Source organism: Pseudophaeobacter arcticus DSM 23566 (genome assembly GCF_000473205.1).
GTDB lineage: Bacteria > Pseudomonadota > Alphaproteobacteria > Rhodobacterales > Rhodobacteraceae > Pseudophaeobacter > Pseudophaeobacter arcticus.
In genome coordinates this window covers 111475-135946 of the sequence record NZ_AXBF01000004.1, presented here as the reverse complement: position 1 = coordinate 135946, position 24472 = coordinate 111475, and the positions used below count along the sequence as shown (strand labels likewise).

The window sequence follows — 24472 nt, the reverse complement described above, 5'->3', positions numbered from 1 at the left end:
GGAAATGCTAGATGTGGTCGGCAGCCTTGAAAGCCTGGAAACAGAAGTGCGTAACTTGTTTCCGAAAATCATTGACCAGAAAAAGAACAAAGCCTCCCCAGCGGCATGACGGACCGAGTTGGGGGAAGGCGATCTTCGTGGGCTGACTCATCTGGCGTCTTCCGGCTTGTTTTCTTTTTTGTATACCGTCGACTTGCGGAGACGCCGGTCAACCGGTATTGAGTAACACTAAAGGGCAGACATTGCCGATAGAGACTCCAATGAGCAGCATTGAGCCAGGAAGTTTGCGACAATCGACCTATGAGTCCATCCGGGCTCTGATCGTGACCGGCCACCTGTCACCAGGTGAGCGGGTGACCGAGATGGAACTTGTCAATCAACTGGGGGTTAGTCGCACCCCGGTCCGTGAGGCGCTGAACCGGCTTCAGCGTGACGGGCTGGTGGTCGAACGGCCGCGCTCGGGTTTCGCGGTGGTGCGGTTCGATGAAACGATGCTGGGCGAGGCTTTTGACCTTCGTGCCGAACTTGACGCCTATGCCACGCGGTTGGCGGTCGCGCGGATCACCGCCGAAGAAGTGCAAATGTTGCGGCAGTTGCTCAGCGATTGCGACGCGCTGGCCCAAACCGATCATAGTCCACGCGGGCGTATGTCCGAGATGGAGATGGGCATCGACTTCCACCGCGCCATCGCCCGCTTCAGCGGCAATGGCCTGCTGGCGGATGCGATCGATCTGTTGTTGATCAAGTGTCAGGTTTTTGTCTGGATGGAGCTGACCCAGCTTGACGAGTGGAAAACCGCACGAGAGGACCACTGGGCCATCTTTGATGCCATCGCCGCAGGTGACGTCGACCAGGCGTGCCAGCAAAGCCGCCGCCATATCGAACAGTCGCGGGATGGGATCCTGAGAGTGTTGCGGCTCCGGAGCGATCTGCGCGATTCCTATCTCAAACACGAATAATATTTTCAGCAGGTCAATTGCTCGAAAACGGGGCTGTCGGGCAAATTGCCGCGATGGCCTTGCCCGCCTGCCCCTCTGAGTTCTGCTGAAACACCTGCGATGGCCAGCTTCGCTGGATCCCCAACCTTGGCGATATTTGCATCTTGTGCGGTAATTCTAGGCACTGACTACTCCAACCAGCACCCTCGGTGAGGATTCCCTCTGCAAAGGTGTTGACAAGTCAAATCTCTCTTCACATTGTATACAAAAAGGTATCACGACAAGAAACCATCAACAGAAGAGAGGTTTCCACTGGGAAAAAGCGCACCGAATGGGCCGCAAACCAGGGGAAAATATCAAAAGCAAATGCATGCTGAACTGATCATCAAAGGCGCCAGTGTGGTGACCATGAATCCGGACCAACCGCGGGCTCAGGCCGTTGCCGTTGCAGAGGGTAAAATCCTGGCCGTCGGATCCGATGCCGACATCGTAGAAATGATAGGCCCGGCGACTCGGGTCGTCGATGCTAAGGGCGCCACGCTGAGCCCCGGCTTTGTCGAAGCGCATATGCATGTCTTTGGCGGCGGCGCGTCGCTGGGGCACCTGCAACTAACTGGAATGAAAGGCGCCGCGATGATCCGCGCCGCCGTTCAGGCCCATGCCCTCGCCCAGCCCGACGCTAAGGTGCTTTATGCGCAGGGGGCTGATTACGACATGCTGGATGGCGCCGCGTTCGACCGCCATTTGCTCGACAGCATGGTCGCAGACCGGCCCTTGGCGATTGTCACCTTTGACCATCATACCATGTGGGTGAACACCAAAGCGCTGGAAGTGACCGGCCTCTTGCAGGGGAAGACCCTGGGCCCTGGCAATGAAATTGTAATGGGCGCCGACGGGTTGGCCACCGGCGAACTGCGCGAGGTCGAGGCCTTTGGCCCGATTGATGTCTATGCTGGCGAAGATCGCAACAGCCTCGGCCTGTCCACCGGTGGTGAGCCAAATCCCGCCCCCAGTGACGAAGATCGCAAAGCGGACCGCGAGACGATCAAGCGCGGCCTGGACTGGTGCGCCCGTCACGGCATCACCTCGATCCACAATATGGACGGCAATCTCTACACGCTCGATTTGCTTAAAGAAATCGAAGCCGAAGGCGATCTGTCTTGCCGCATCAAAGTCCCGTTCCATTTCAAGAACTTCATGTCCATCGACATGCTGGAAAAAGCCAGCATGATGCATGAGACATATACTGGCGACTGGATCAATTCCGGTATGGTCAAAGTTTTCTGCGACGGGGTTAGCGAAACCTATACGGCCTTTATGGTCGATGACTATGCCGACAGGCCCGAATTTAAGGGTGACCCCCTGTTCAGCCAAGCGCAGTTCAACGAGCTGGCGATAGAAGCGGATCGCCGCGGTTTGCAGATTGCGGTCCATTCCATTGGCGACGGGGCAGTGCGCCGGGTGCTGGATGGCTACGAAGCAGCCCGGACGGCAAATGGCCCCCGCGATTCCCGACACCGGGTCGAGCATATCGAGGTGATCCATAGCGATGATCTCCCCCGCCTGGCGGAGCTTGGCGCGATTGCTTCGATGCAGCCGCCACATGTGCCGGGCCTGCTCGATTTTCCAGAAGAGCCCGCCAGAGGCCGGTTTGGCCCCGAACGCTGGCATCTGTCCTTTGCCTGGCGCAGCGTAAAAAACAGCGGCGCACATGTGGTCTTTGCCTCGGACTGGCCGGTCGCGCGCGTTGATGTACTGGCAGGCATCCAGGCTGCCGTGACCCGCACCCCCTGGGAGCCGGATCTGCCCGATCAGAGCTTTACTGTGCTGGAGGCACTTTCTGCCTACACGCTGGAGGGGGCCTATGCCGAACATGCCGAAGACCGGAAAGGTCAGCTAAAGCCCGGCTACCTGGCAGATCTGGTGCTGCTGTCCGCCGATATCGAGACCATCGCGCCGCAGGAAATTGGCACTGTCAGCCCGGTGCTGACCATCTGCGGAGGCCGTGTCACCTATGAAACATGAGACAGATAACACAATGATCGCCGAACTCCAGACACCCCAGGACCAGTCCCGGCAATTCGCAGTTGATGTGCGCGGCCTGCAAAAGCAGTTCGGGGTGGGAAGCGCCGCCGTCACGGCCCTGGCCAATATTGATGTGGCGATTGCCGAGAACGAGTTCTTTACCCTGCTTGGCCCGTCGGGCTGCGGCAAGACCACGCTGCTACGGCTGATCGCGGGGTTCGACTTTCCCACCGATGGTCAGATTTTGCTGCACGGCGACGATATCGCTCTGCTGCCGCCCTTCAAGCGGCCAATCAACACGGTGTTCCAGAACTACGCGCTGTTTGCACATATGACCGTCGCCCAGAACATTGGCTTTGGCCTGAAAATGCTGGGGACACCCAAGGCCGAAATCGCCGACCGGGTGGCCGAAATGCTGCGCCTGGTGCAAATGGAGAACCTCAAGGACCGCCAGACCTCACAGCTTTCGGGCGGGCAACAGCAGCGCGTCGCCCTGGCGCGCGCCCTGGCCCCGCGTCCAAAGGTCTTGCTGCTGGACGAACCTTTGTCGGCGCTCGACTATAAGCTGCGCAAGGACATGCAGATCGAACTGAAACGCCTGCAGTCCCAGACCGGCATCACCTTTGTCTTTGTGACCCATGATCAGGAAGAAGCCCTGACCATGTCGGATCGCATCGCGGTGATGAGCAAAGGTGCCATCTTGCAGGTCGGCACACCGAATGAAATCTACAATCAGCCGGCGACCCGCTTTGTCGCCGATTTCATTGGCGAATCCAACTTCCTGCCTGCGGTGGTCGATGCGGTGGCGGAGAACACCGCCCAGGTCACCCTGGCGGCTGGTGCCGGATTGCAGGCCAGCGTGACTGCCCCGCCCATGGTCGGGTCCGGTGTCACCGTGGTCGTGCGTCCCGAACACGCCACCCTGCACGAGATTCCGGAACCCGGCGACATCGCCGTCACGGTCACCAATGCGGTGTTTTTTGGCACCGACACCCACTATCACACCGAGTTGGCCGATGGCTCTCCCTTTGTGGTGCGCGAACAGAATGCAGTTGGGGCGACGACGCGCTTTGTGGCAGGTCAAAAGGTCGGCCTGTCAGTTACCCAGGGCGCCGCCCGCATTTTGAGGGATTGAAATGACGAATGCCTCTGAAAACGCTGCGATAATTCGGGCCGCCAGTGTTCGGCGACGCTGGCTGTTGTCGGCACCCGCGCTGATCACGATTTTCTGCGCATCGGTTGGCCCACTGTTGGTCGTACTGCTCTACTCCTTCATGGTGAAAGGCGATTTCGGCGACGTCAAACTCTGGCAGTTCTCGCTGGAGGGGTGGACCAACGTTCTGGTCGAGCGCGACATTTTTGACGGCAATCTGGTCCTCGCCGATGCCAATATCCAGATTTTCTGGCGCTCGATCCGATTGGCGCTGATGACGACGATCCTGGCCTTGGCAGTTGGTTTTCCGACCGCCTACTTCATTGCCACTCGTCCGCCAAAATCACGCGATCTGTGGCTGTTGCTGATCACCATTCCGTTCTGGACCAACCTTCTGGTGCGCACCTTTGCCATCCTTGGTTTTCTCAGCAATCAGGGGTTCATCAACAACACGCTGATCTGGGCCGGGGTAATCGATGAGCCGATCCAGATGCTGTTCACAACCGGCGCGGTTCTGCTGGGGTTGGTCTATGTCTACCTGCCGCTGATGGTACTGCCGATCTATGCCAGTCTTGAAAAGTTCGACTTCTGCTTTGTCGAAGCGGGCTATGACCTCTACGCCAGTCGGTTGCAGGTCTTGCGCCATGTCGTCATTCCGTCCTCCAAGGCCGGGATCATCGCCGGCAGCATCCTCGTCTTCATCCCCGCGATCGGTGCCTATGTAACGCCGCGGGTTCTGGGCGGTGGCAAGAACATGATGATGGGCAATCTAATTGAACTTCAGTTCGGACAGGGTCGAAACTGGCCCCTCGGGGCGGCGCTGTCGATCACGCTATTGCTGATCGTCACCGTGGCACTGGTTTTCTACATTCGGAACGCGTCGCGCGGAGGCTCCCATGGTCACTAGTAAAAAAGTCTTTGCCATCAAATCACAACCCGGCTTTGGCCTGATTGCCGCTACAGTCTTTGTGATGCTCTATCTGCCGATCATTGTGCTGGTGATCTTTGCATTCAATGCCACCTCTTCAATGGGAGTTTGGGGCGGCTTCTCGCTGCGCTGGTTCGAAATGGCTTGGCAGAACGAGAAGATCATCGCAGCAGCGCAGACATCGGTCTATGTCGCCGCCATTGCCGGGCTGACGGCAACCACAATGGCCACCATGGCGGCCATCGCGATGACGCGGACTGCTCCCTATCGCGGCATGACGTTCAAATTTGCAATTCTGAACCAGCCGCTAATGGTGCCCGAAATCGTGACGGCGATTGCCTTGCTGATCGTCTTTGCCCAGATCAGGGTTTGGACCGGCTATTCTGGTCCGGCCTATCTGATTATCGCCCACTCGGCGTTTTGTATCCCCTTCGCCTATCTGCCGATCCGGGCTCGCCTGGAGGGCATGGATCTGACCCTGGAAACAGCGGCCTCCGATCTTTACGCGGGCCCCTGGCAAACCTTTCGCCACGTCACCCTGCCAAACATGTGGCCGGGCATTTTGGCCGGTTTCATGCTGGCCTTCGTGGTGTCGCTCGATGACGTGGTGATCACAGAATTGGTCAAATCTGCCGGGCAAGAGACCCTGCCGACCTACATGCTGGGTCAGTTGCGACGCGACATGACCCCCGAGGTCAACGCCGCTGCCGCATCGCTGCTGCTGCTGTCAGTCCTGCTGATCACCGTTTTCTACATAATAAGTCGCAAGAAAAAATAGCGAGAACCACCAACAAGGAGAGTACAATGACCTTCAAAATGATAGCGAGCGTGTCTACCCTGACACTTATGGCCACAATGGCCCAGGCCGATGGCGATCTGGCCCTGTACAACTGGGGTAACTACACAAGCCCGGAACTTCTGGAAAAATTCGAAGCCGAGACCGGCGTCCATGTGACTGTGACCGACTACGATTCCAACGACACCGCGCTGGCCAAGGTGCGTGCTGGCGGGTCGGGCTTTGACATTGTGGTTCCATCGGCCAACTTCATGCCGATCTGGATTTCAGAGGGGCTGCTGCTGGAATCCCGGCCTGATCAAATGGAAAACTTCTCCAACATGGATCCCCGCTGGGTTGATGTGCCCTGGGATGAAGGACGTCACTATTCGGTGCCGTGGCAATGGGGTACAATCGGCCCGGTGGTTGCGACCAAGTACTACTCGGGTGATGTCAACACCAATGCGATCTGGCTCGACCCGCCAGAGGAGCTGAAAGGCAAGATCAACGTCGCGCCTGAAATGAACGATGTGATGTATGCCGCAATCCGCTATACGGGCGGCGAATGGTGCACCGATGATTTGGCCTTCCTGAAAACCGTCCGCGACCAGCTGGTGGATGCCAAGCAACACTGGTTGTCGATGGATTACGGCATCGAAAAGATGGACAGCCGCGATACGCTGGCGCAATTCTATTACAACGGCGCCTCTTTCCGGGCGCGCGAAATCAACCCCGATATCCAGTATGGTTTTGCCAAGGAAGGCTACAGCATCTTTATGGATAGCGCTGCGATCCTTGCTGACGCGCCCCATCCCGAAGCAGCCAAGCAGTTCCTGAACTTCATCATGGCACCGGAAAATGCCGCGCTGATCTCGAACTTTGCGACCTATTCCAATGGCATCAAAGGCTCCGAAGCCTTCATGCGGCCGGAACTGAAGGAAGCGCCTGAGCTGAATATCCCGGAAGAATTCCAGGCAGCGGGCGGATGGCAGACAACCTGCGCGCCAGAGGTCAACAGTATTTATACCAAAATCTGGACCGACCTGCTGAAGTAACCAAACGACCTGCCTCGGCGAGACCTGGGGCAGGTCCCAACACGGCCCTGTTGGGCCGATATCTTACAGCCTCCAAGAATGTGACCCGAATGCGTGATTTTCAACTGCCCGGCAGATCGCCGGTCTTTGCCACCAATGGCATGTGTGCCACCTCTCACCCGCTGGCGGTGAAAGTCGCCATTGAACTGCTGGAAAGCGGCGGCAATGCCGCGGATGCTGCCATTGCGGCGGCCGTCCTGCTTGGGCTCTGCGAACCACATATGGCCGGGCTCGGCGGGGATTGCTTTGTCTTGCTGAAACCGGCAGGGCAGGAGAAGATTGTCGCATTGAACGGGTCGGGACGGGCGCCCAAGGCAGCGGATGCCGAGGCGATGCGGGCCAAGGGGCTGACCGCCATGCCCGACTGGGGAATTGACACCGTGACCATGCCGGGGGCGGTGGATGCCTTCTGCCGTCTTTCCGATGATTGGGGTCATCTTGGTCTGGAAGCTTCGCTCAGACCCTCCATCCGCTACGCCGAAGAAGGCGTGCCGGTCGGGCCGCGCTCGGCCTTTGATTGGGCAATGCGCACGCGCAAACTGGCGGGAGCCGCGCGACAGGCCTATCTGTTTGATGGTGAACCCCCACGGCTTGGCCAGGTGTTCCGCGCTCCCGGACAGGCCGAATTGTTGCGCCAGGTTGCCGCCAATGGGCGCGCCGGTTTTTACGAGGGAGAAGTTGCCGATGACCTGATCACCTCGCTACAGGCGGCGGGCGGGGTTCACACCCTGGACGATCTGGCTGCGGTCAGCTGTGACTGGAGCGATCCGGTCAGCGGTACCTATAGCGGCATCGAGCTGTGCGAACATCCGCCCAATGGACGGGGGGCCACTGCGATCCTGCTGCTCAACATCCTGTCGCATTTCAACATCGCCGCGCTGGATCCCTACGGCGTTGAGCGCGCCCATCTGGAGGCAGAGGCCACCAAGCTCGCCTATGATGCCTCAAACCGCTTTCTTGCTGACCCGGACCACACCACCAGGCTGGCCCATATGCTGGCCCCGCAGACTGCGGCCAGTCTGGCAGAGCTGATTGACCCGCGCCGGGCGATGGCAGCTGCGGCGCCGCTGACCGAACATGTCCACAAAGATACGGTCTATGTCACGGTCGTTGACAAGGATCGCATGGCGGTGTCGCTGATCTATTCGATCTACAGCGCCTTTGGCTCGGGCCTGTGCAGCAGCAAACATGGGGTGCTGTTCCAGAACCGCGGCGCGGGCTTCAACCTGATCGCGGGGCACCCCAATGAACTTGGCGGCGGCAAGCGTCCTGCCCATACCATAATCCCCGGCATGATCCGCGAGGCCGGAAAGGTCAGCACCAGCTTTGGCGTGATGGGTGGAGCCTATCAACCCTGCGGCCACGCGAGGTTTGTCAGCAATAGGGTCGATTTCGGCATGGGTGTACAGGAAGCCATCGACGGGCCCCGCAGCTTTTCCGGTCCTGACGGAATGCAGATTGAACGCGGCTATGACGATGCGGTGCGGGCCGAACTGGTGGCGCGGGGCCACGACCTGCGCGTCGCTGAAAAACCGCTGGGTGGTGCACAGGCCATCAATATAACGGCAGACGGGCTTTTGATCGGCGGATCTGACCCGCGCAAGGATGGTCTGGCTCTTGGGTATTGACGACGAAATGTAACAAACTTCAATGGGATAACGGAGCTAGATATGGACACCTTAGAGACTACAGGTTTCAATCCTCGCGGCCGCAGGACGCTGACAAAGTTGCTGGCCGGCGCCGCGCTGGCTCTGTTGGCTCTGCCAGCCAGCGCGCAGCAGATTGCCGATACCGTCTTTCACAACGGTGTTGTCTATACGGTCAACGATCAGGCAGATTTCGCCGAGGCCGTCGCCGTCAAGGATGGCCGTATTCTGGCCGTTGGCTCGAACACCGACATTGACGCCCTGATCGGTGACGCCACGCAGCTGGTGGATCTGTCGGGCCGGGTGCTGATGCCGGGTCTGGTGGACGGCCACATGCATCCGATGGGCGGCGGCGCACAGCTGACGGCCTGCAACCTGAACTACGCGCCGCTGTCGGTGGCGGAGGTTCTGGCCAAGATCACCGCCTGTGCCGAGGCAGAGGCAGAGGCAGATCCCACCACTTGGCTGCGGGTGAACGGCTGGTTCCGCCAGGCGATGACACCGGCCGGCGCCGATCTGACTGCGGCGATCCTGGACCAGGTGCCGACCGCACGCCCGATCATTGTCATTGCCACCGACTTTCATTCCATGGCGGCCAACAGTGCCGCCCTGAGCGCCGCCGGCATCACCGGTGATACGCCCAATCCCAGCGATGGTGAGATTATCCGCGATGCCGATGGCCTGGCGACCGGCATCTTTCTGGATGGTGCTATCTGGATGGTCGTCGGCGCAGCGCCCGACTTACCCGCCGATCTGCAGGCCATCAAGAACCGCGCCAATCTGGAGGCCGCGCTTGCTGCTATCCGTGCCCAGGGGGTGACCACCATCCTGGACGCAGCGGCAGGACCCGAAGGCATTGCCCAGTTCAACACCCTGCGCGACGAGGGTCTGCTGACCGTACGGGCGCAATTCGCCCCGGTGGTTTCTGCCGATGAGACTGCCGATCCGGCCGCCGCCGTCGCCAAGGTGATCGCCCTTGGCGACACCTACAACACCACACCGGGCGCGGTGGCACCGGGCCTGTCCGTGCGGACGGCCAAGGTGTTCATGGATGGCGTGATCCAGGCTCCGGCGCTGAATGGCGCGTTGAATGCGCCTTATCTGCACAATACCGGCACCGATGACGCCCCGGTCTTTGAACCAAGCGACAATAGCGGCACGCTTTATGTCAGCGAAGCGCAGCTGACCGGCGTCATGGCGGCTTTTGCCGAGGCCGGGTTGCGGGTGCATCTGCACGCCGATGGCGACGGCGCAGTCACGGTCGCGCTGAACGCGCTGGAGGCCACCCGTGCCCTGCATCCCGATGCCGCATTCCGTCCGGCCTTTGCCCATTGCGAATTGATGGACCCGACAGATTATGCCCGGTTCGCCGAACTGGGCGCACAGCCAGTCCTGTCGATGCAATGGGGCAAGCGGGCACCCGACACCATTGATACTGTTCAAGATTACATCGGACCCGAGCGTTTCGCCTATCTCGAAACAGCGGGCAAGTTCCATGACTCCGGGGCGCGGATCGCCTTTGGCAGCGATTGGCCCGTCGATGCGCTGAACGAATGGTTTGCGATGGAAGTGGCGATTACCCGCGAAAACGACCAGAGCCCCGATCCGGCCTATGCCGGGCGTCTGGGCGACGACCCTGGTCTTGATCTGCCGACCGCCCTGCGGGCCTTTACCATCGACGCGGCCTATTCGCTGGACATGGATCAGGACATTGGCTCGATTGAACCGGGCAAGCTGGCCGACCTCATCGTGATCGACCGCGATCTGTTCCAGATCGATCCCAGCGCCATCAGCGATACCAAAGTGCTGCTGACCATGGTCGGCGGGCAAGAGGTCTATCGCGCCGAAGACTTCCTGGACCAATAAGAAAAAAGGCGGCATCTGACAGGGCATTGGATGCCGCCTCACCCACGCGTCCAGAAGCGCCCAACGGTCGTGCCAAGTGGCGCGTATGTTTTGTTGCGAACCCGAGCACCCGAGCGGTCTAGCTTCCACGATAAGCTGTTCTTGCGGATCAGAGTGGGAAGTCGGCGGCGCGCTGTGGTTTCAACGAAAGCGCTCTTAATCCGGGGCACTTTCGTTTCGCAGGGCCTTCGCGGATTGACCCGTCCAGAGCTTCACATTGCGCCGAAGGCTGCGCGTGTCATCAAATCCTAGCATATGAGCGATAGTGCTCAGGGGCAGATCTGTCGCTCGTATCAATTCCATGGCGCGGGTCTGACGGACCCCGGACAGCAGTTCGCGGTAGCTTGTGCCAGCATCGCTAAGTTTGCGGCGCAGGCTGCGTTCGCTCATCGCCAGTCGGTCGGCGATATCGCTAATCGAGGGTGTCTCAGCCAGTTCCGTGAGCAGAATGCTTTCGATGTGGGTCACGAGTGTATGCTTGAAGCGTTCCTGTTCCATCAGGCTGTTCAGGGCCTCTTCGACGGATTTCAAGGCAAATGGATCCGCAGTGTCCAGCGTAACGCTCAGCGCTTGGGCGCTGAAGATCAGGCGGTTTTCTGATGCGCCAAACAGCGTCGGGCAATTGAAGGCGGTGCGAAAATTCGCGGGGTTGGTGGTCTTGAATGTGAACTCAACCCGCTGCAACGGATTGCCGTGGCGATACAGAAAGCGCGCAATCTGCGCCACATTGGTGAACAGCTCCTGGATCAGGAAACGGAAAATCAGCGAATTCGGATCCCGGGAAGACGCGGTCAGGGCGGTGGTTCCATTGGCTGTTTCGACCAGGTGAAGATCCAGCATACTGCCCGTCAGACGGTGATATTTAGCGCCCAGACGCAGCGCATCCAGCGGGGTCTGACAGGCTAGCAGACCTGCGCTCAGCAATCCTGCGGAAGAAAAATTCTGCTGCCGTCCGACAGCGAGCCCAAGATCGGGATCTTTGGCCAGGCGGATTGCCTCATGGATCAATGACTGGCTCTGATTGAAAGTGACCTGCGGCCGGTTGCCGTCAACCACCATTCGGTAGACAGGGCGCCACAGCGCATTCTGCCCCAGATCAAACCCGCGCTCCCGCATCTCCTGGCTGGTATAGAACAGAACCTGAGGCGGTATTGTTGCCAGATTTTTGATCGTTTCTCTCCCTTTGAGGTCAGGGTATCAGTTTTGCGGCACTCAACAAGACAGTTTCCTGTCCGAAATTGTCCGTTTGTGTGCCGCCGCTGGCCTTTTTCAGCCCGCTCAATCTGGCAATCTTGACCGAATACCTGGCCCCAAACCGATTTCCGAGAGTTTGGGCCCCCTCCCCTCCCTGAGTGAGGGCCGGGAAAATACACAAAAACAGGAAGGTCAATAATGTCGAAGTCAGAAACTACAGTCTGTCTCATTGGTGCGGGCCCCGCAGGCCTTGCGGTGGCGCGTGCGCTGACACTCAAGGGCGTGGAGTTTGATCACTTTGATGCCGGCTCAAAAGTCGGTGGGATCTGGGACATTCAGCGTGACGACACCCCGATGTATGACAGCGCGCATTTCATCTCATCAAAAACCATGTCCGGCTTTGAGGGCTATCCGATGCCCGAAAGTTATCCGGACTATCCGCGTCACGACAAGATCGAAGCCTACATCATGGATTTTGCCAATGCGCATGGTCTGACGGACAACATCCGTTTCAACACCAAAATCACCGATCTCGAGAAACTCGAAGACGGCGCTTGGCGTGTTGCCTTTTCGGATGGCACCTCGAAAGCCTATCTTGGCGTCATCTGCGCAACCGGCACCCAATGGACCCCGCGTATGCCAGAGCTGAAGGGGCAGTTTGATGGCGCGCTACTGCATTCTTCGGTCTATAAATCCCCGGAGATGTTCACCGGCAAGCGCGTGTTGATTGTCGGCGCAGGCAATTCGGGCTGCGACATCGCCTGTGACGCCGCAGCCAATGCCCGTGAGGCCTATATCTCGATGCGCCGCGGTTATTATTTCATTCCCAAGCACATCTTCGGCAAGCCGGCGGATGTTTTTGACAAGGAAAGCCCCAATCTGCCGCTGTGGATCAGCCGCCCGATCATGACCTTCCTGTTGAACAAGCTGGTCGGCGACACCACCAAGCTGGGCCTGCAGAAACCCGACCACAAACTGTTCGAAAGCCATCCGCTGATGAATGCGCAGCTTTTGCACTACCTCCAACATGGGGATATCACGCCGAAGGTGGATATTGATCGTCTGGATGGCAAAGAGGTGCTCTTCAAGGATGGCTCGCGGATCGAAGTCGACCTGATCCTTTGTGCAACCGGATACAGCCAGAAACAGGGCTTTGCGCGGGACTATTTTGACTACAGGGGCGGCCGTCCGCAGATGTTCCTGCAGATCTTCAACCGGCGCCACAAGAACCTCTTTGGCATCAGCCATATCGAGACGAATTCCGGCGCGTTCAAGATGTTCGATCAGATGGCCTTAATGCTCGCCAACTATCTGCGCGACCAGATCGACGGCAAGCCCTCTGTCGCCAAGATGGACAGGCATATCGCCAACAGTGAACCCGATCTGAGCAATGGCATCCGCTTTGTCAAATCGGACCGTCACACCGGCTATGTGAACAGTGACACCTACAAGAAATATCTCGACAAATTGTCACGCAAACTGGGCTGGAAAACCCTGAAGGATGAAGACCTGAAAGGGTTTACCGAGGCGCGTCGCCGCGTGAAACCGATGGGGAAAGCAGCATGAGCAAGTATCGTTACGCAGGTCGCACCGCCATTATCACCGGCGGCGGCGGCGACATCGGGTCCTGTCTGGCGGGCCTGCTGGTCGAACGCAGCATGAATGTCGTGATTGCCGACCGCAATGAACACGCGGCCAATTATGTGGCCCGCGATCTGGGTGATCGCGCGCTGCCCTTTGCCGGCGATCTGGCTGACGAGGCAGAGATGGTGCGCCTGCTTGAAGTGACCGAGGCCCGGTTTGGCGGTCTTGATTTGCTGATCAACGGCATTGCCACCACCACCTCGGAACGGTTCCACAGCCGGTCGCTCGAGAGCATCCGAAGCGAGATCGACATCACCTTGACGGCGCCCTGTATCATGACCCGCCTCGCCGTGCCCTATCTGCAAAAATCCGATGATCCACGTGTCATCACGACGACCTCGCTTGGGGGCATCCAGCCCCTGCGCGAGACCCCAATATATACGGCAGCAAAATTTGGTCTGCGCGGTGCAATGCTGTCGTTTGCATTGGACGAGGAGCTGCACGGCATCAAGGTCGGCACCGTTGCGCCGACGGCAACCGACACCCAGATGCTGCGGCAAGAGGCGCTCGACGATGGCAATGTGCTCAACTTCATCGACACGCCGCAGACCGCGCTCGACGTGGCGCGCACCTTCCTGCGCGTGCTCGAAAAACCACAGCTCGAGGCCTACCCAAAAACAAGCGATTCAATCCTGACACGCCTGGCGATGTTGTTCCCCAACCTGCAGCCGCGTGTGCTGCCGTTTTTTGAACGCAAGGGGCGGCGCGGCATGCGCCGTTATATCGAGGATCTGCGCAAACGCGGGCTGGTACAGGAACAGAATGGCAAGCTGGTCCTGACCCCAAGACCGGAACGCGATGGATGATCCTAAATCAATCTGGGTTCAGCTAAAGTAAGCCGCATCCCCCGCCATATCAGCCGCGACAAAGGAGCATCATGCAAAACCTACCCAACCAACAGGTCCGGCTATATCTCTGGATCGGCATCGCCGGCATCCTTGCGGTGGGGTTCGCCCCCCTGTTTCTGACGGATCTCTACAACGAGGGCCGGGTGCCGCTGTCCTTCATCGGCTTCGGCTTCAGCCTGGAGCTTCTGGGGGTCGGTCTCGGAACGGTGGTCTGCAGCCGGGTGCTGGGCGAGCAGGCCAGTGCGCGGCGGGTGGCTGCGACCCTCATCGCGCTTGCGGTTGTGAATGCTGCGTCGATCTTCGCAGATGAGCTGTTGCAATTGCTGGTCAGGTTTGTCGCCGGGCTGATCGGAGGCGTTCTGGTGGGCGCGACGATTAGCGCAATCGTGCGATCCGCAGCGCCAACCCGCAATTCAGCCATCTATCTGACAGGACAGACCGTCGTGCAATTCGGCATCGCGCTGTTGCTGACCGGGCTGATCTCGCCACGTTTTGGCAGCAATGGAAGCTTTGTCGTGATTGCTCTCTTTGCCCTGGGAGCCCTGCCCTTTACACTTCATCTGCGCCCTGTCGCCCTGTCTCAATCTGCGGAGCAAGACGCAGATTTCGCGCCGCTGCAATGGCATCACTGGACTGCGCTTTTGGTTATCGGCCTTGTGATGGCGAGCCTGTCGTCGGTCGTCTCCTATTCGGAGGTCCATCTTGCCGCACTGGAGCTCCCCCAAGAGCTGGTCGATCTCGCCATCCCGATCGTTCTAATTGGCCAGATTCTGGGCGGTTGTGTTGCCATGGTCTTATCTGGCCGCGTGTCGCATTCCTGGTTGATACCAATCATGATATTGGGGATTTGTGCGTCAATGATTGCATTAGGAATCACAACCAAAGCGCCTCAGCTACTCTTGCTTTATGCGGCAGTTGGTTTTGGCTGGATGTTCCTTGGCCCGTTCTTTGTCGGCTGGCTGCTGGCACTGGACCCAACCTACTCCGTCGCGCGGCTATTTGCTGCTGCACAATTGCTGGGCATCGCGGTCGGGCCGCTTGCCGTCGGCGCGGTCGATGGTTCGGTTAAACTCACAACATCGCTTGCAGGTGCAGCCACGTTGGCAGCGATTGTCTTTTTCTTTCTGGTCTCGCTACGGGCCCAACAACAAACGACGCCGGAGCACTCTCGCATGTAAGAATCCCGGTTGTCACGGAACGGCATTGCCAATTTGAGACGTTCGGATCTTATCCAAACTCGCATCTCGGCAGCCCTCTTGTGCAGTGGGTAAGCCGCGCGCAACCCCTTCATCGGATCAAGCAGAGGGTTCTCATCCGTCAGGATTGCCTGAATGAAGTCTTCAGACAGCGTTCCTGCCAGAAGAGCCGAGAATACCCCACTTGCCGGATCGGGAGATGTCCCGGCGGCTGGGCGTGAGCACGCATTGCCTTTACAAGTGGATGCAGCCGTTCGCCGAACCGGCTTCGAAAGCTGGCTGCATGGCGGCGGAACTGGCTGCCGCATTACCTTGGCTGCTTCTGTTCTGGTTTTGGCAGGCCATGGATGGGTGAAAACGGTGCAGTTATTTGACTTTGGACAAAGACAAACTGCGGCAACTTGCACACAGACGACTTTGTCCAAAGAATCAATTCTCCCATTGGAAAGAAGTATGTTTGATAGCCCCACCAAAAGCCCGGGCCATGTGCCACCCAAGCCAAGGGCCAGGTCGCGCTGCGTTGGGCTGTGGACTTACTTCAGGCTGTTTCGAAATGATATTCTGTCGGCCCAGCCTGCGCATCTCTACCGCGCTTGGATGGCTGAATTTCGCACACCGTTCTTTCGCTCGTTTATGTGCAATGACCCCGAACTGGTCGATCTGGTGCTGAAGCAGCGCCCGGCGGATTTCCCCAAGTCGGAACGCATCCGCGTCGGGTTGAAGCCGCTTTTGGGCGAGTCGATCTTCATCTCAAACGGGGCGCTGTGGGAGCACCAGCGGCGGATCATCGACCCGGCCTTCGAGGGCGGGCGGCTGCGCGGCATCTTCCCCGCGATGTGGGACAGTGGCGTTGCGGCGGTGGACCGGCTAACCCCGCTGGTCGGCGCCGCGCCAGTCGAGATCGAGGCCCAGTGCAGCCATGTAGCCATGGACGTGATCTTTCGCACGCTGTTTTCGGTGCCGATCACGCATGAGGTGGCCCATGCCGCCTTCGAAACCTTTCGCGACTATCAAAAGAGCCAGCCCGTCGCCACCGTCGCAGCCTTGTTGCCACGCCCGAAGTGGTGGCCGCGCCTGCAATCGCGCACGGCCCGCGCGACGGCGGCAACCATCCGCAGCCTGATTGCACAGCTTGTCGACGACCGTGCCAAGGCCATCGCAGCCGGTATTGCACCGGACGATCTGGCGACCAAGATCATGACCACACCTGACCCAGAGACCGGCGAAACCTTCACGCGTGAGGAGATGATCGACCAAGTGGCGATCTTCTTCCTGGCGGGGCACGAAACCTCGGCCGCCGCGCTGTCCTGGGCGCTCTACTTGCTGGCGCTATATCCCGAGTGGCAGGACAAGCTGGCAGCAGAGGCACAGGCGCATATGGATCCGGAGAAGATCTATTTCTCGACTCTGTCGAAACTGCGCCTGTCGCGGGCGGTGTTCCGTGAAGCGATGCGGCTTTACCCGCCGGTGCCGATGTTCGTACGTGAGGCCGCCTGCCCGGAGCGGTTTCGCAGCCGCAAGGTCCGGCCCGGCGCGCAGGTCATCCTCAGCCCCTGGCACCTGCATCGCCATGAACGGCTGTGGGATCACCCCGACGACTTTGATCCGGGCCGGTTCGACACACCGAACGGCAAGGAGTGTTTGCGCAATGCCTATATCCCGTTTTCCGCCGGCGCGCGGGTCTGCCCCGGCTCGGCCTTTGCGATGGCCGAAGGGCCACTGATCCTGTCGATGCTGGTGCGGGCCTTTCGTTTTGACACCATCCCAGGCCACGAGCCGGTCCCCGAGGCGCATCTGACAGTGCGCTCGGCCACCGGCATTCCCTTGCGCCTGACCCCGCGCACAGCCCCACAGAAGGAGCCTTCCGCATGACCGCCCCCGCCGGAACACGACCCAGGGCCTGGCCCTATTGGCTGACCCTCAGCTTCGTGCCGTTGATCGGTATCGCCGTCACGCAGGGTGGCTGGGCCATCGCGCTGGTGCCCTTCTACGGCTGGGTGCTGATGCCTCTGTTGGATACGGTTTTTGGCAAGGACCTGCGCAATCCCGACCCGAACACGCCCGAGGAAGACCTGTCCTGGTTTCGCCTGCTGACCATGATCTGGTTCCCGATCCAGTTCTGCATGCTGTTCGGGACGCTTTACTACCTCACCCATGTCGCCAGCTATTCCACCGCCGAGACGCTTGCCATCATGTTCGCCATTGGCGTGACCACCGGCACGGTTGGGATCGTCTATGCCCATGAGTTGTTTCACAAATCCAACTGGTTGGAACGCAACCTTGGCGATCTGTTGATGGCGCTGGTGCTCTATGGCCATTTCCGCACCGAACATCTGCTGGTGCATCACCCCTGGGTCGGCACCCCGCGCGATACAGTGACCGCGCGTTATAACGAAGGCTTTTTGCGCGCCTTTCCCCGCGTGTTGTGGCAGGGGCCGGGTTCGGCCTGGTGGGCGGAACAGGCCAAGCTGGCGCGGGCGGGGCGGTCGCCCTGGCACCGTTCCAACCCGATCTGGAAATACCTCGCCCTGCAGGCCGCGTTTCTGGCCCTGGCCTTTGTGATCGGCAGCTGGGCCGGGGTCGGACTGTTTGCATTCCAGGCCCTCGTCGCCATCTGGCAACTGGAACTGACCAACTACGTCGAGCACTACGGGTTGACGCGCAAATATCTGGGCGATGGCCGCTACGAGCCGGTCAAGGCGCATCACAGCTGGGATTCGGCGCATCGGATCTCGGGGCTGTTGCTGATCAATCTGCAGCGCCATGCGGACCACCATTTGCATCCAATGCGGCGGTTTCCGCTGTTGCAGGTCTATGACCCGGCCGAGGTGCCGATGCTGCCCACGGGATATCCGCCGATGACCTTCCTCGCCATGTTTCCCCCGGTCTGGCGGCGCCTGTTCAACCCAAAGGTCCGCGACTGGCGGCGGCGCTACTATCCCGAAATCACCGACTGGACACCCTATAAGAACGGCACGCTACCACCGCCACATGGCGCGGCCTGACGGCGCATGAGCAGCGATCCGCTATGCTTGTTGCCACTCAGGGCAGGCCGTCGCGCCGATTGTCGCTGCGGGTAGGCCCGCGCGGGTCATCGCCGGGAGGTTTCCTGTCCGGGCGATTGCAGGGCTTTTTCGAACCTTGGGAACAGCACCTCGTTCTCAAGGTATCTGTGTTCGTCGAGGTCTTCGGCCAGTTTGCCAAGCCCGGCGTAAAGACTGCGCCAGGATTTGCAGGCGGTGCGTGGCAGGCGGAACCCGTGGGTCATCGCCGCGATTCGGTTCAGCGCAGTTTCTTGCTCGGCGTGATCATTGCGCAAGCGGGCGAAGGTTTCCCGCATCTGCCCGAGCTTTCCTTCGTTCAGCGCAAGAAAGACAACTGCCTCTTCCTCGTGAATATGTGGCTCGAGGTGCCGGGCGACCGATTGCAGGGCCTGGGTCAGCCCATGCGGCGCGTCGATATCATCCGCATGTTTCGTTTCCACTTTCCGCGCCAACCTGACCAGTTCCGGCATTTCCTGCCTGTGGGCCTGAAGAAAGCGTTCCTGAATATAGTTTATCAGGGTCGGCGTCGACATTTCGGAATCGGGAGTCAGCATTCAAACCTCATCTGCAATGGCGGCGCCTGGCCCGGCGACCGTTCGGCACCAGTCAAGGATCGCCGCCGCATCGGGGGGCAGGATGGTTTCCATCCCGGCGGCAAAGCGTTCAAAGGCGGGGCGGTGGGTATCGGTCAGCCCGGTCAGCACTGGCACCCCGCGGGCAAGCGCCCCGGCCATCAACGACCGAAATCCGCGCCCTTCGGACTCGCTCAAGCCAAATTTGTTCAACACGACCAGATCGGCGCCCTCATCGGCCATGCGCGCGGTGGCAAGCCCCACCGCGTATTCCAGCGCACCGGCATCCATCCGGCAGGCAGTCGATCCGGCGCCAAGGTCCTGGGTAATCCGTATCACCGGCCCGTCGGGCACCAGCCACAGGTCGCTGTTGCAATGTGGGTTTGCGCCGGTGAATTCGTAGGCCCGAAGGGCACCAACAACCCTGACCCCCTCTGTCCGAAGCTGCGCCACAACCGCGCCTAGCAGACGGTCGGTTTCTCCGCGCTCTTTCGCCGAAACGGTCGCAAGTGGCATGGTTCCTCTCCCTCAGCCCTGTTCGAAGCGCGGGAACAGCACGTCGTTTTCCAGCGCAATATGCGCCGTCAGATCATCGAGAAGCTTTTGCGTCCCGGCATAAAGCGCGCGCCACGATCCACAGGCGTGATCCGGGGGCGTCAAGTTGCTGGTCATGTCCCGGATTTTCTGGATGCCTTCGGCGTGATCGTCGTGGTCTGCCCGCATCACCGCTATCGGATGTTCGATCCCGGGCCTGCCCCGGGCGCGCATCGCCGGGAAGAGGATCATTTCTTCCTTCGCCATGTGGTCTTCCATCTCGTGGAGAAGGATGGTCAAGGCCTCCGCCAGACCTTTCGGGGATTGTGGATCTTCCGCATGGGCCATCCTGACTTTTTCGGCGAGTTGGATCAGGCTCGGCAGTTCGGACCGGTGGGTCTCATGGTAGCGTGACAGGATGTGATCAATCAGGGCGTCTGTCTCGTTAGGGACACCGACGGGTGTGTCTGTCATGGCAAAGTTTCCAGGATTGAGGATTCTTTCAGCGATTGGTATTTGATTTACGCATTACACCTCTGTAATGCGCATTGTAAATACCAAATTGGGGATTCATCTGTTGCGCCTTACGTCTTTCACAGATTTCGGATTGCGTGTTCTCATGCGGATGGCGGGCGAGCCGGATCGACCCTTCACCACCGCTGAGCTGGCCACGGAATTCGCAATTTCGCGCAATCATCTTGCGAAGGTTATGTCGAGCCTATCTGCGGCAGGGTATTTAGAGACACGCCGCGGCAGCGGCGGGGGAGCGCTGCTTGCCCGCTCTCCCGATAGGATCCGCCTTGGCGACGTCGTGGCGCTGCTTGAGGCCGACCAAGCCTTGGTGGAGTGCTTTCTTCCCAACGGCAATACCTGCACGCTGACACCGCATTGTCGGCTAAAGTCCCGTCTGGGCCAGGCAGAAGTCGCATTTTATGACGAGCTCAATCGAAGCACCCTTGCAGACTGTATTTATATCCCATCAGAAGCTTGACTTCAGGCGACGGGAGTGGGCAAAACATGGTGGTCAAGCGGCCACCTTTGAAATGGTTAGCCTTCCGTCAAGAACAGCAACCCGCGTAACGGCAACACGATGAGCCCCCCTGCGGTGGCCATCTCATTCGGCGGCGTTTTCCCATGCGCGTTTTCCCGATATCATCGACGCAACCCTCTGCTCGGGACGATGAAACCGCGAGGCCGTTTCGGTATCGGCAGCTATAGTCCTGAAGCGCGTCGAAGGTATTGGAGAGGTCGGAGAGGTCGGAACAGAGATCCTGACACCGGGCTTTGACGCGTCAGACCGCTTCACATATCTCCTCAGCTGGAAAACCGGCTAATCTCAAGTCGAGGGCGTTTCAGGCGCGCAGGTCACGAGTTCTACAACAATGCCATGCCAACTAGTCCTCACCTTTACTACATACCGACCGTATGGTATGTAACGCCTATGACAAGACCAACCAAAACCTCCCCCCAGCGCGGGGACGCCCGCACCCGCCTTTTGGAGGCCGCCCGCGACGGGATCCGCCAGAAGGGGTTCGCCGCAACCTCCGTTGATGACCTGTGCCAATCGGCAGAGGTCACCAAGGGCGCGTTTTTCCATCATTTCAAGACAAAGGAAGCGCTTGGGGTGGCGGCAGCAGAATACTGGGCCGAGACGACCAGCGCCCTGTTCGCAGAAGCGCCCTATCACCAGCCGGACGATCCGCTCGACCGCATTCTGGCCTATCTCGAATTCCGCCGGGCAATCATTGCTGGGGAGACCTACGAATATACCTGCCTTGTCGGTACAATGACGCAGGAGGTCCACGACACTGCCCCTGCAATCCGGGAGGCCTGCGCCGAGAGCATCTTCGACCATGCCGCCACACTGGAGGCAGACATCCGGGCGGCGCGCACGCAGCGCGGGATTGATGCAGACTGGACCGCTGAAAGCCTCGCCCGGCACACACAGGCGGTTCTACAGGGCGGCTTTATCCTGGCCAAGGCGGCCGACAACCCCGAGCTCGCGCGCGAGAGCGTCGATCACCTGATCCGCTATGTGCGGGGGCTCTTCGGCCTTGATGCCAACCTGACCACGACACCAGCAAAGGAGACCTGAACAATGGAGCATGCAGCCAAAGTGCGGACCTGCCTGTGGTTCGAAACGGGCGGCATTGAAGCAGCCCACGAATACGTAAAACTGGTTCCAAACAGCCGGATCGACTCGGTCCGCGAGAATGGCCAGCCCAATGATCCAATGATTGTCGAATTCACGCTGGCCGGAGCACCGATGATGATCCTGACGGCCGGACCGCACCACAAATTGACCCCCGCCGCCTCGATCAGCGTGTTGACCGAAGATCAGGACGAGACGGACCGGCTTTGGAATGTGCTGACCGCAAACGGCGGTGCGCCGGGGCATTGCGCGTGGCTGGTAGATCGCTTCGGTGTCTCCTGGCAGATCGTGCCGAAGCGGTTGCCGGACCTCTTGGCCAGTGACGATCCCGCGATTGTGGGGCGCGTGACTTCTGCCATGATGCAGATGGGCAAGATCGACATCGCGGCGCTTGAGGCTGCGGCGGCAAGGGAGGAGCCGCATGGCTGAGACAACCGAGATCGCCTGTTCCTGCGGACGGACCCGGCTTGAGGTGCGCGGCAAACCCATCGACAGCGTCGAATGCTGCTGCTCATCGTGCCGTGAAGCTGCTGCGCGGATGCAGCGCCTTGACGGCGCGCCGCAGGTCCTGACGGATCATGGCAGCACCCCGTTCGTCATGTATCGCAAGGATCGCGTACGGTGTCTTGGCGGTGCCGCTGCGCTGAAGACCTTCCGGCTGTCCCCCGAACACGCGACCAAGCGCGCCATCGCCACTTGCTGCAACACGCCGGTCTATCTGGAGTTCAAGGGCGGACACTGGCTGAGCCTTTATGGCGGGCTGTGGCCAGAGGGCACGATGCCCGCGCCGACGATGCGCACGATGGCCTCGGACCTGCCTGAGGGAGCCGTGCTACCCGACGACATCCCGAATGCGAAGACACAGAACTTGCGCTTTTTCGCCAGGCTCTTTGGGGCCTGGGTCGCCATGGGGTTCCGCAATCCGAAGACGCCAGTCACAGGAGAGATCAATGTCTGACGCCAATGAGAAGATCGAGATCGAGAGCATCACTTCACCCGGTCGACCCCAGCGCGTGAACAAAGACAAGTACACAGCGATGCGCGACGCGTTCCTGCCGGTGCTGCCGGGCGAAGCCCCCGGGCTAACGGTCGCCGAGGCAAAGGCCGCCCTGTTACCAGCCCTGTCGCATGACCTGTTTCCGGGGGGTGAAAAAGCGGGCTGGTGGCTGAAGGCCGTACAGCTTGATCTGGAAGCCAAGGGCGTGATCAAGCGTGGTGGCACGGGGCCGGTTCGGCTGTTCAGGACGGGAACACCGAAATAGCACCGCTGCGGAAACAGGTTTTGACGCAGTTGCCATGACCTCAGGTTTGGGTGTCATGTGAGAGACGGCTGCGCAACTTACGTTCGGGAGGTGGACATGCACGAAACTATAACGATCTGGACCCTCGACTGGGTGCCAATGACCAATGGCCCCGCCGGCTTCGTGCGCGACCTGCGGCTTAGGTGGGCCTGCGAGGAGGCGGGCTTTCCCTATTCCGTCCGAACCGTGCCATTGGGGGAAGGTGGTCCAGTCCACCTTGCCCGTCAGCCATTCGGACAGGTTCCCTTCATGTCGGACGGTGATCTCCATATGTTCGAGAGTGGGGCCTGTGTTTTGCATCTGGCGGAAAAGAGCGAAACGCTGATGCCGCGTGATCCGCAAGCGCGGGCCGACACCCTTCAGTGGCTCTTTGCCGCTCTCAACTCCATCGAGATGGTCTCCGTTCCCTGGTGGTTCCTTGAGGTGACGGGCGCGACAGAGAACGGATTGACCGGCTGGTTGGAAAGTCGTCTGGCCCATATGGAACGCACCCTGAAGGAGCGCGACTGGCTTGCTGCTGGTCGTTTCACCATCGCAGACCTGATGATGACGGACGTCCTGCGCGCACCAAAGCTCCGCGCCTTCAGAGATCGGCCTGCAACGGAAGCCTATGTGGCAAGGATCATGGATCGGCCCGCTTTCAAGAAAGCCCATGCCGATCAAATGGCGCATTTTGAGGCTGCCGATGCCGCTCGGGGCCTGGGCGAAAGCTGATCCTCTCGATTTGCTTGCCTGCTGGTCGACAACCCATATTGCCCGCCAAAGCGGTCATGGGTTGCCCTGCCGAAACCTGAAGGTTTAACGCCTTCCAGACCTCGGATGCCGCGCCGCATCCTGTGATATGTTGCCTGCGTCAACGTCGGGTTGTCGTTGTGGGGGGGCATGGCGGATCGCTGGACCCGTCATGGAAACGCCAGCAGATGCGGAGCGATTAACACTCACTGTGCATCTGTGACATCTGTTGATAGCCCTTCCGCGCTATGATCTCCCTCGTGTTTCTGAAGAAGATTTACGCTCCGATAGTCAAATAACAAACGAAGATACCGGGCCTCTAGTGGCTCGCTTGCTTCACGGCTATTTCCAATTCTCAAGCCAGCTCGCCATGTACGCTGTCTCGAAGCGCGGCCGGCGGATGAAACCGGCCCCGCCAGCGGTGCTACAAGCCTGCGCCATCAAATTTCTGCGGGGACAGACTGTCGATATCAACACCGTCGAGGCAGCGCACGTTGATGGCGCGCATTTCAACACCGTCCGGGCCCACGCCCCTGCCGAATGATTTCACTCCACAGGTTTTGCAGAATTCATGATGTATGTTGCGGGAACCAAACTGGTAATCGGTCAGGTTCTCTGCCCCTTTCAACAGGGTGAATTTTTCCTTCGGGGCAAACCCGAGGATCGTACCCTGACGGCGGCAGATGGAACAGTTGCAGGTCACAACCTGATCCAGTGTCAATGTCACCTCGTATGCCACCGCACCGCAGTGGCAGCTTCCGTGATAGGTTTGTTCGCTCATCTTCTTTTCC

Annotated in this window: 24 protein-coding genes and 1 pseudogene; 19 read left to right on the top strand and 6 right to left on the bottom strand. The window is 59.6% G+C overall.

What is annotated here, in order from left to right; translation table 11 throughout:
• Positions 1–260 precede the first annotated feature (260 nt).
• The 8 genes from ARCT_RS0100640 to ARCT_RS0100605 all read left to right on the top strand — a co-directional run bounded on the left by ARCT_RS0100640 (position 261) and on the right by ARCT_RS0100605 (position 10425).
• Positions 261–959 carry a GntR family transcriptional regulator gene (locus ARCT_RS0100640; RefSeq protein ID WP_027238376.1) on the top strand — a complete coding sequence of 233 codons (699 nt, stop codon included), beginning with the start codon at positions 261–263 and terminating at the stop codon, positions 957–959.
• A gap of 345 nt (positions 960–1304) precedes the next feature.
• Positions 1305–2963: an amidohydrolase gene (locus ARCT_RS0100635; RefSeq protein ID WP_027238375.1), complete on the top strand. Its 1659-nt coding sequence runs from the start codon at positions 1305–1307 to the stop codon at positions 2961–2963.
• A gap of 13 nt (positions 2964–2976) precedes the next feature.
• On the top strand, positions 2977–4098 hold the full coding sequence (locus tag ARCT_RS0100630) for an ABC transporter ATP-binding protein (RefSeq protein WP_036783792.1): 1122 nt from the start codon (positions 2977–2979) through the stop codon (positions 4096–4098).
• A gap of 1 nt (position 4099) precedes the next feature.
• Positions 4100–5023: an ABC transporter permease gene (locus tag ARCT_RS0100625; protein WP_027238373.1), complete on the top strand. Its 924-nt coding sequence runs from the start codon at positions 4100–4102 to the stop codon at positions 5021–5023.
• Positions 5013–5822: an ABC transporter permease gene (locus ARCT_RS0100620; protein ID WP_027238372.1), complete on the top strand. Its 810-nt coding sequence runs from the start codon at positions 5013–5015 to the stop codon at positions 5820–5822. The genes ARCT_RS0100625 and ARCT_RS0100620 overlap by 11 nt, the downstream gene beginning before the upstream one ends.
• Before the next feature lie 26 nt (positions 5823–5848).
• On the top strand, positions 5849–6874 hold the full coding sequence (locus ARCT_RS0100615; protein ID WP_027238371.1) for an extracellular solute-binding protein: 1026 nt from the start codon (positions 5849–5851) through the stop codon (positions 6872–6874).
• Between the two features lie 89 nt (positions 6875–6963).
• On the top strand, positions 6964–8541 hold the full coding sequence (locus ARCT_RS0100610; protein WP_027238370.1) for a gamma-glutamyltransferase family protein: 1578 nt from the start codon (positions 6964–6966) through the stop codon (positions 8539–8541).
• A gap of 42 nt (positions 8542–8583) precedes the next feature.
• Positions 8584–10425, top strand: a complete 1842-nt coding sequence (locus ARCT_RS0100605) for an amidohydrolase (RefSeq protein ID WP_084300649.1) — start codon at positions 8584–8586, stop codon at positions 10423–10425.
• Between the two features lie 195 nt (positions 10426–10620).
• Here the strand turns inward: ARCT_RS0100605 and ARCT_RS0100600 are convergent, their stop codons facing one another.
• The gene (locus tag ARCT_RS0100600) at positions 10621–11580 is read right to left on the bottom strand and encodes an AraC family transcriptional regulator (protein WP_027238368.1); all 960 of its coding nucleotides are present in this window, start codon (positions 11578–11580) and stop codon (positions 10621–10623) included.
• A gap of 276 nt (positions 11581–11856) precedes the next feature.
• On the opposite strand from ARCT_RS0100600, the gene ARCT_RS0100590 reads away from it, so the two are divergent.
• The 5 genes from ARCT_RS0100590 (at position 11857) to ARCT_RS0100565 (ending at position 18351) form a co-directional block, all read left to right on the top strand.
• Positions 11857–13224, top strand: coding sequence for a flavin-containing monooxygenase (locus ARCT_RS0100590; RefSeq protein ID WP_036783789.1), 1368 nt, complete (start codon positions 11857–11859; stop codon positions 13222–13224).
• Complete coding sequence (locus tag ARCT_RS0100585; RefSeq protein WP_027238365.1) at positions 13221–14108, top strand: SDR family NAD(P)-dependent oxidoreductase; 888 nt, start codon at positions 13221–13223, stop codon at positions 14106–14108. The genes ARCT_RS0100590 and ARCT_RS0100585 overlap by 4 nt, the downstream gene beginning before the upstream one ends.
• A gap of 185 nt (positions 14109–14293) precedes the next feature.
• Positions 14294–15328, top strand: a complete 1035-nt coding sequence (locus ARCT_RS0100580; RefSeq protein WP_154665270.1) for an MFS transporter — start codon at positions 14294–14296, stop codon at positions 15326–15328.
• 471 nt (positions 15329–15799) lie between these two features.
• Positions 15800–17218 carry a cytochrome P450 gene (locus tag ARCT_RS0100570; protein ID WP_027238363.1) on the top strand — a complete coding sequence of 473 codons (1419 nt, stop codon included), beginning with the start codon at positions 15800–15802 and terminating at the stop codon, positions 17216–17218.
• Complete coding sequence (locus ARCT_RS0100565) at positions 17215–18351, top strand: alkane 1-monooxygenase (RefSeq protein WP_027238362.1); 1137 nt, start codon at positions 17215–17217, stop codon at positions 18349–18351. Before ARCT_RS0100570 ends, ARCT_RS0100565 begins: the two co-directional genes overlap by 4 nt.
• 86 nt (positions 18352–18437) lie before the next feature.
• On the opposite strand, the gene ARCT_RS25025 is transcribed toward ARCT_RS0100565, so the two are convergent.
• The 3 genes from ARCT_RS25025 to ARCT_RS0100550 are packed head-to-tail and all read right to left on the bottom strand — an operon-like array spanning position 18438 to position 19970.
• A complete protein-coding gene (locus ARCT_RS25025) occupies positions 18438–18944 on the bottom strand; it encodes a hemerythrin domain-containing protein (protein WP_051360479.1) in 507 nt (168 codons plus the stop codon).
• The gene (locus tag ARCT_RS0100555) at positions 18945–19478 is read right to left on the bottom strand and encodes a DUF2478 domain-containing protein (protein ID WP_027238361.1); all 534 of its coding nucleotides are present in this window, start codon (positions 19476–19478) and stop codon (positions 18945–18947) included.
• Positions 19479–19490: 12 nt separating this feature from the next.
• Positions 19491–19970 carry a hemerythrin domain-containing protein gene (locus ARCT_RS0100550; protein ID WP_027238360.1) on the bottom strand — a complete coding sequence of 160 codons (480 nt, stop codon included), beginning with the start codon at positions 19968–19970 and terminating at the stop codon, positions 19491–19493.
• Positions 19971–20073: 103 nt separating this feature from the next.
• Between ARCT_RS0100550 and ARCT_RS0100545 the strand changes: the two genes are divergently transcribed.
• On the top strand, positions 20074–20487 hold the full coding sequence (locus ARCT_RS0100545; RefSeq protein ID WP_027238359.1) for an RrF2 family transcriptional regulator: 414 nt from the start codon (positions 20074–20076) through the stop codon (positions 20485–20487).
• A 33-nt stretch (positions 20488–20520) separates the two neighbouring features.
• On the opposite strand, the pseudogene ARCT_RS27335 reads toward ARCT_RS0100545, so the two are convergent.
• A pseudogene (locus ARCT_RS27335) lies at positions 20521–20788 on the bottom strand (ISKra4 family transposase); the annotation flags it as partial.
• A 149-nt stretch (positions 20789–20937) separates the two neighbouring features.
• On the opposite strand from ARCT_RS27335, the gene ARCT_RS0100540 reads away from it, so the two are divergent.
• The 5 genes from ARCT_RS0100540 (at position 20938) to ARCT_RS0100520 (ending at position 23663) form a co-directional block, all read left to right on the top strand.
• Positions 20938–21591, top strand: a complete 654-nt coding sequence (locus tag ARCT_RS0100540; RefSeq protein ID WP_027238358.1) for a TetR/AcrR family transcriptional regulator — start codon at positions 20938–20940, stop codon at positions 21589–21591.
• Between the two features lie 3 nt (positions 21592–21594).
• Positions 21595–22077, top strand: a complete 483-nt coding sequence (locus ARCT_RS0100535) for a VOC family protein (RefSeq protein ID WP_027238357.1) — start codon at positions 21595–21597, stop codon at positions 22075–22077.
• The gene (locus tag ARCT_RS0100530; protein ID WP_027238356.1) at positions 22070–22606 is read left to right on the top strand and encodes a GFA family protein; all 537 of its coding nucleotides are present in this window, start codon (positions 22070–22072) and stop codon (positions 22604–22606) included. Before ARCT_RS0100535 ends, ARCT_RS0100530 begins: the two co-directional genes overlap by 8 nt.
• Entirely contained in the window at positions 22599–22910 is a 312-nt protein-coding gene (locus ARCT_RS0100525; RefSeq protein ID WP_027238355.1) for a DUF6958 family protein, read from the top strand. Before ARCT_RS0100530 ends, ARCT_RS0100525 begins: the two co-directional genes overlap by 8 nt.
• Positions 22911–23006: 96 nt before the next feature.
• Entirely contained in the window at positions 23007–23663 is a 657-nt protein-coding gene (locus tag ARCT_RS0100520; protein WP_027238354.1) for a glutathione S-transferase family protein, read from the top strand.
• 442 nt (positions 23664–24105) lie between these two features.
• On the opposite strand, the gene ARCT_RS0100515 is transcribed toward ARCT_RS0100520, so the two are convergent.
• Positions 24106–24462, bottom strand: coding sequence for a GFA family protein (locus ARCT_RS0100515; RefSeq protein ID WP_027238353.1), 357 nt, complete (start codon positions 24460–24462; stop codon positions 24106–24108).
• Positions 24463–24472: the final 10 nt, after the last annotated feature.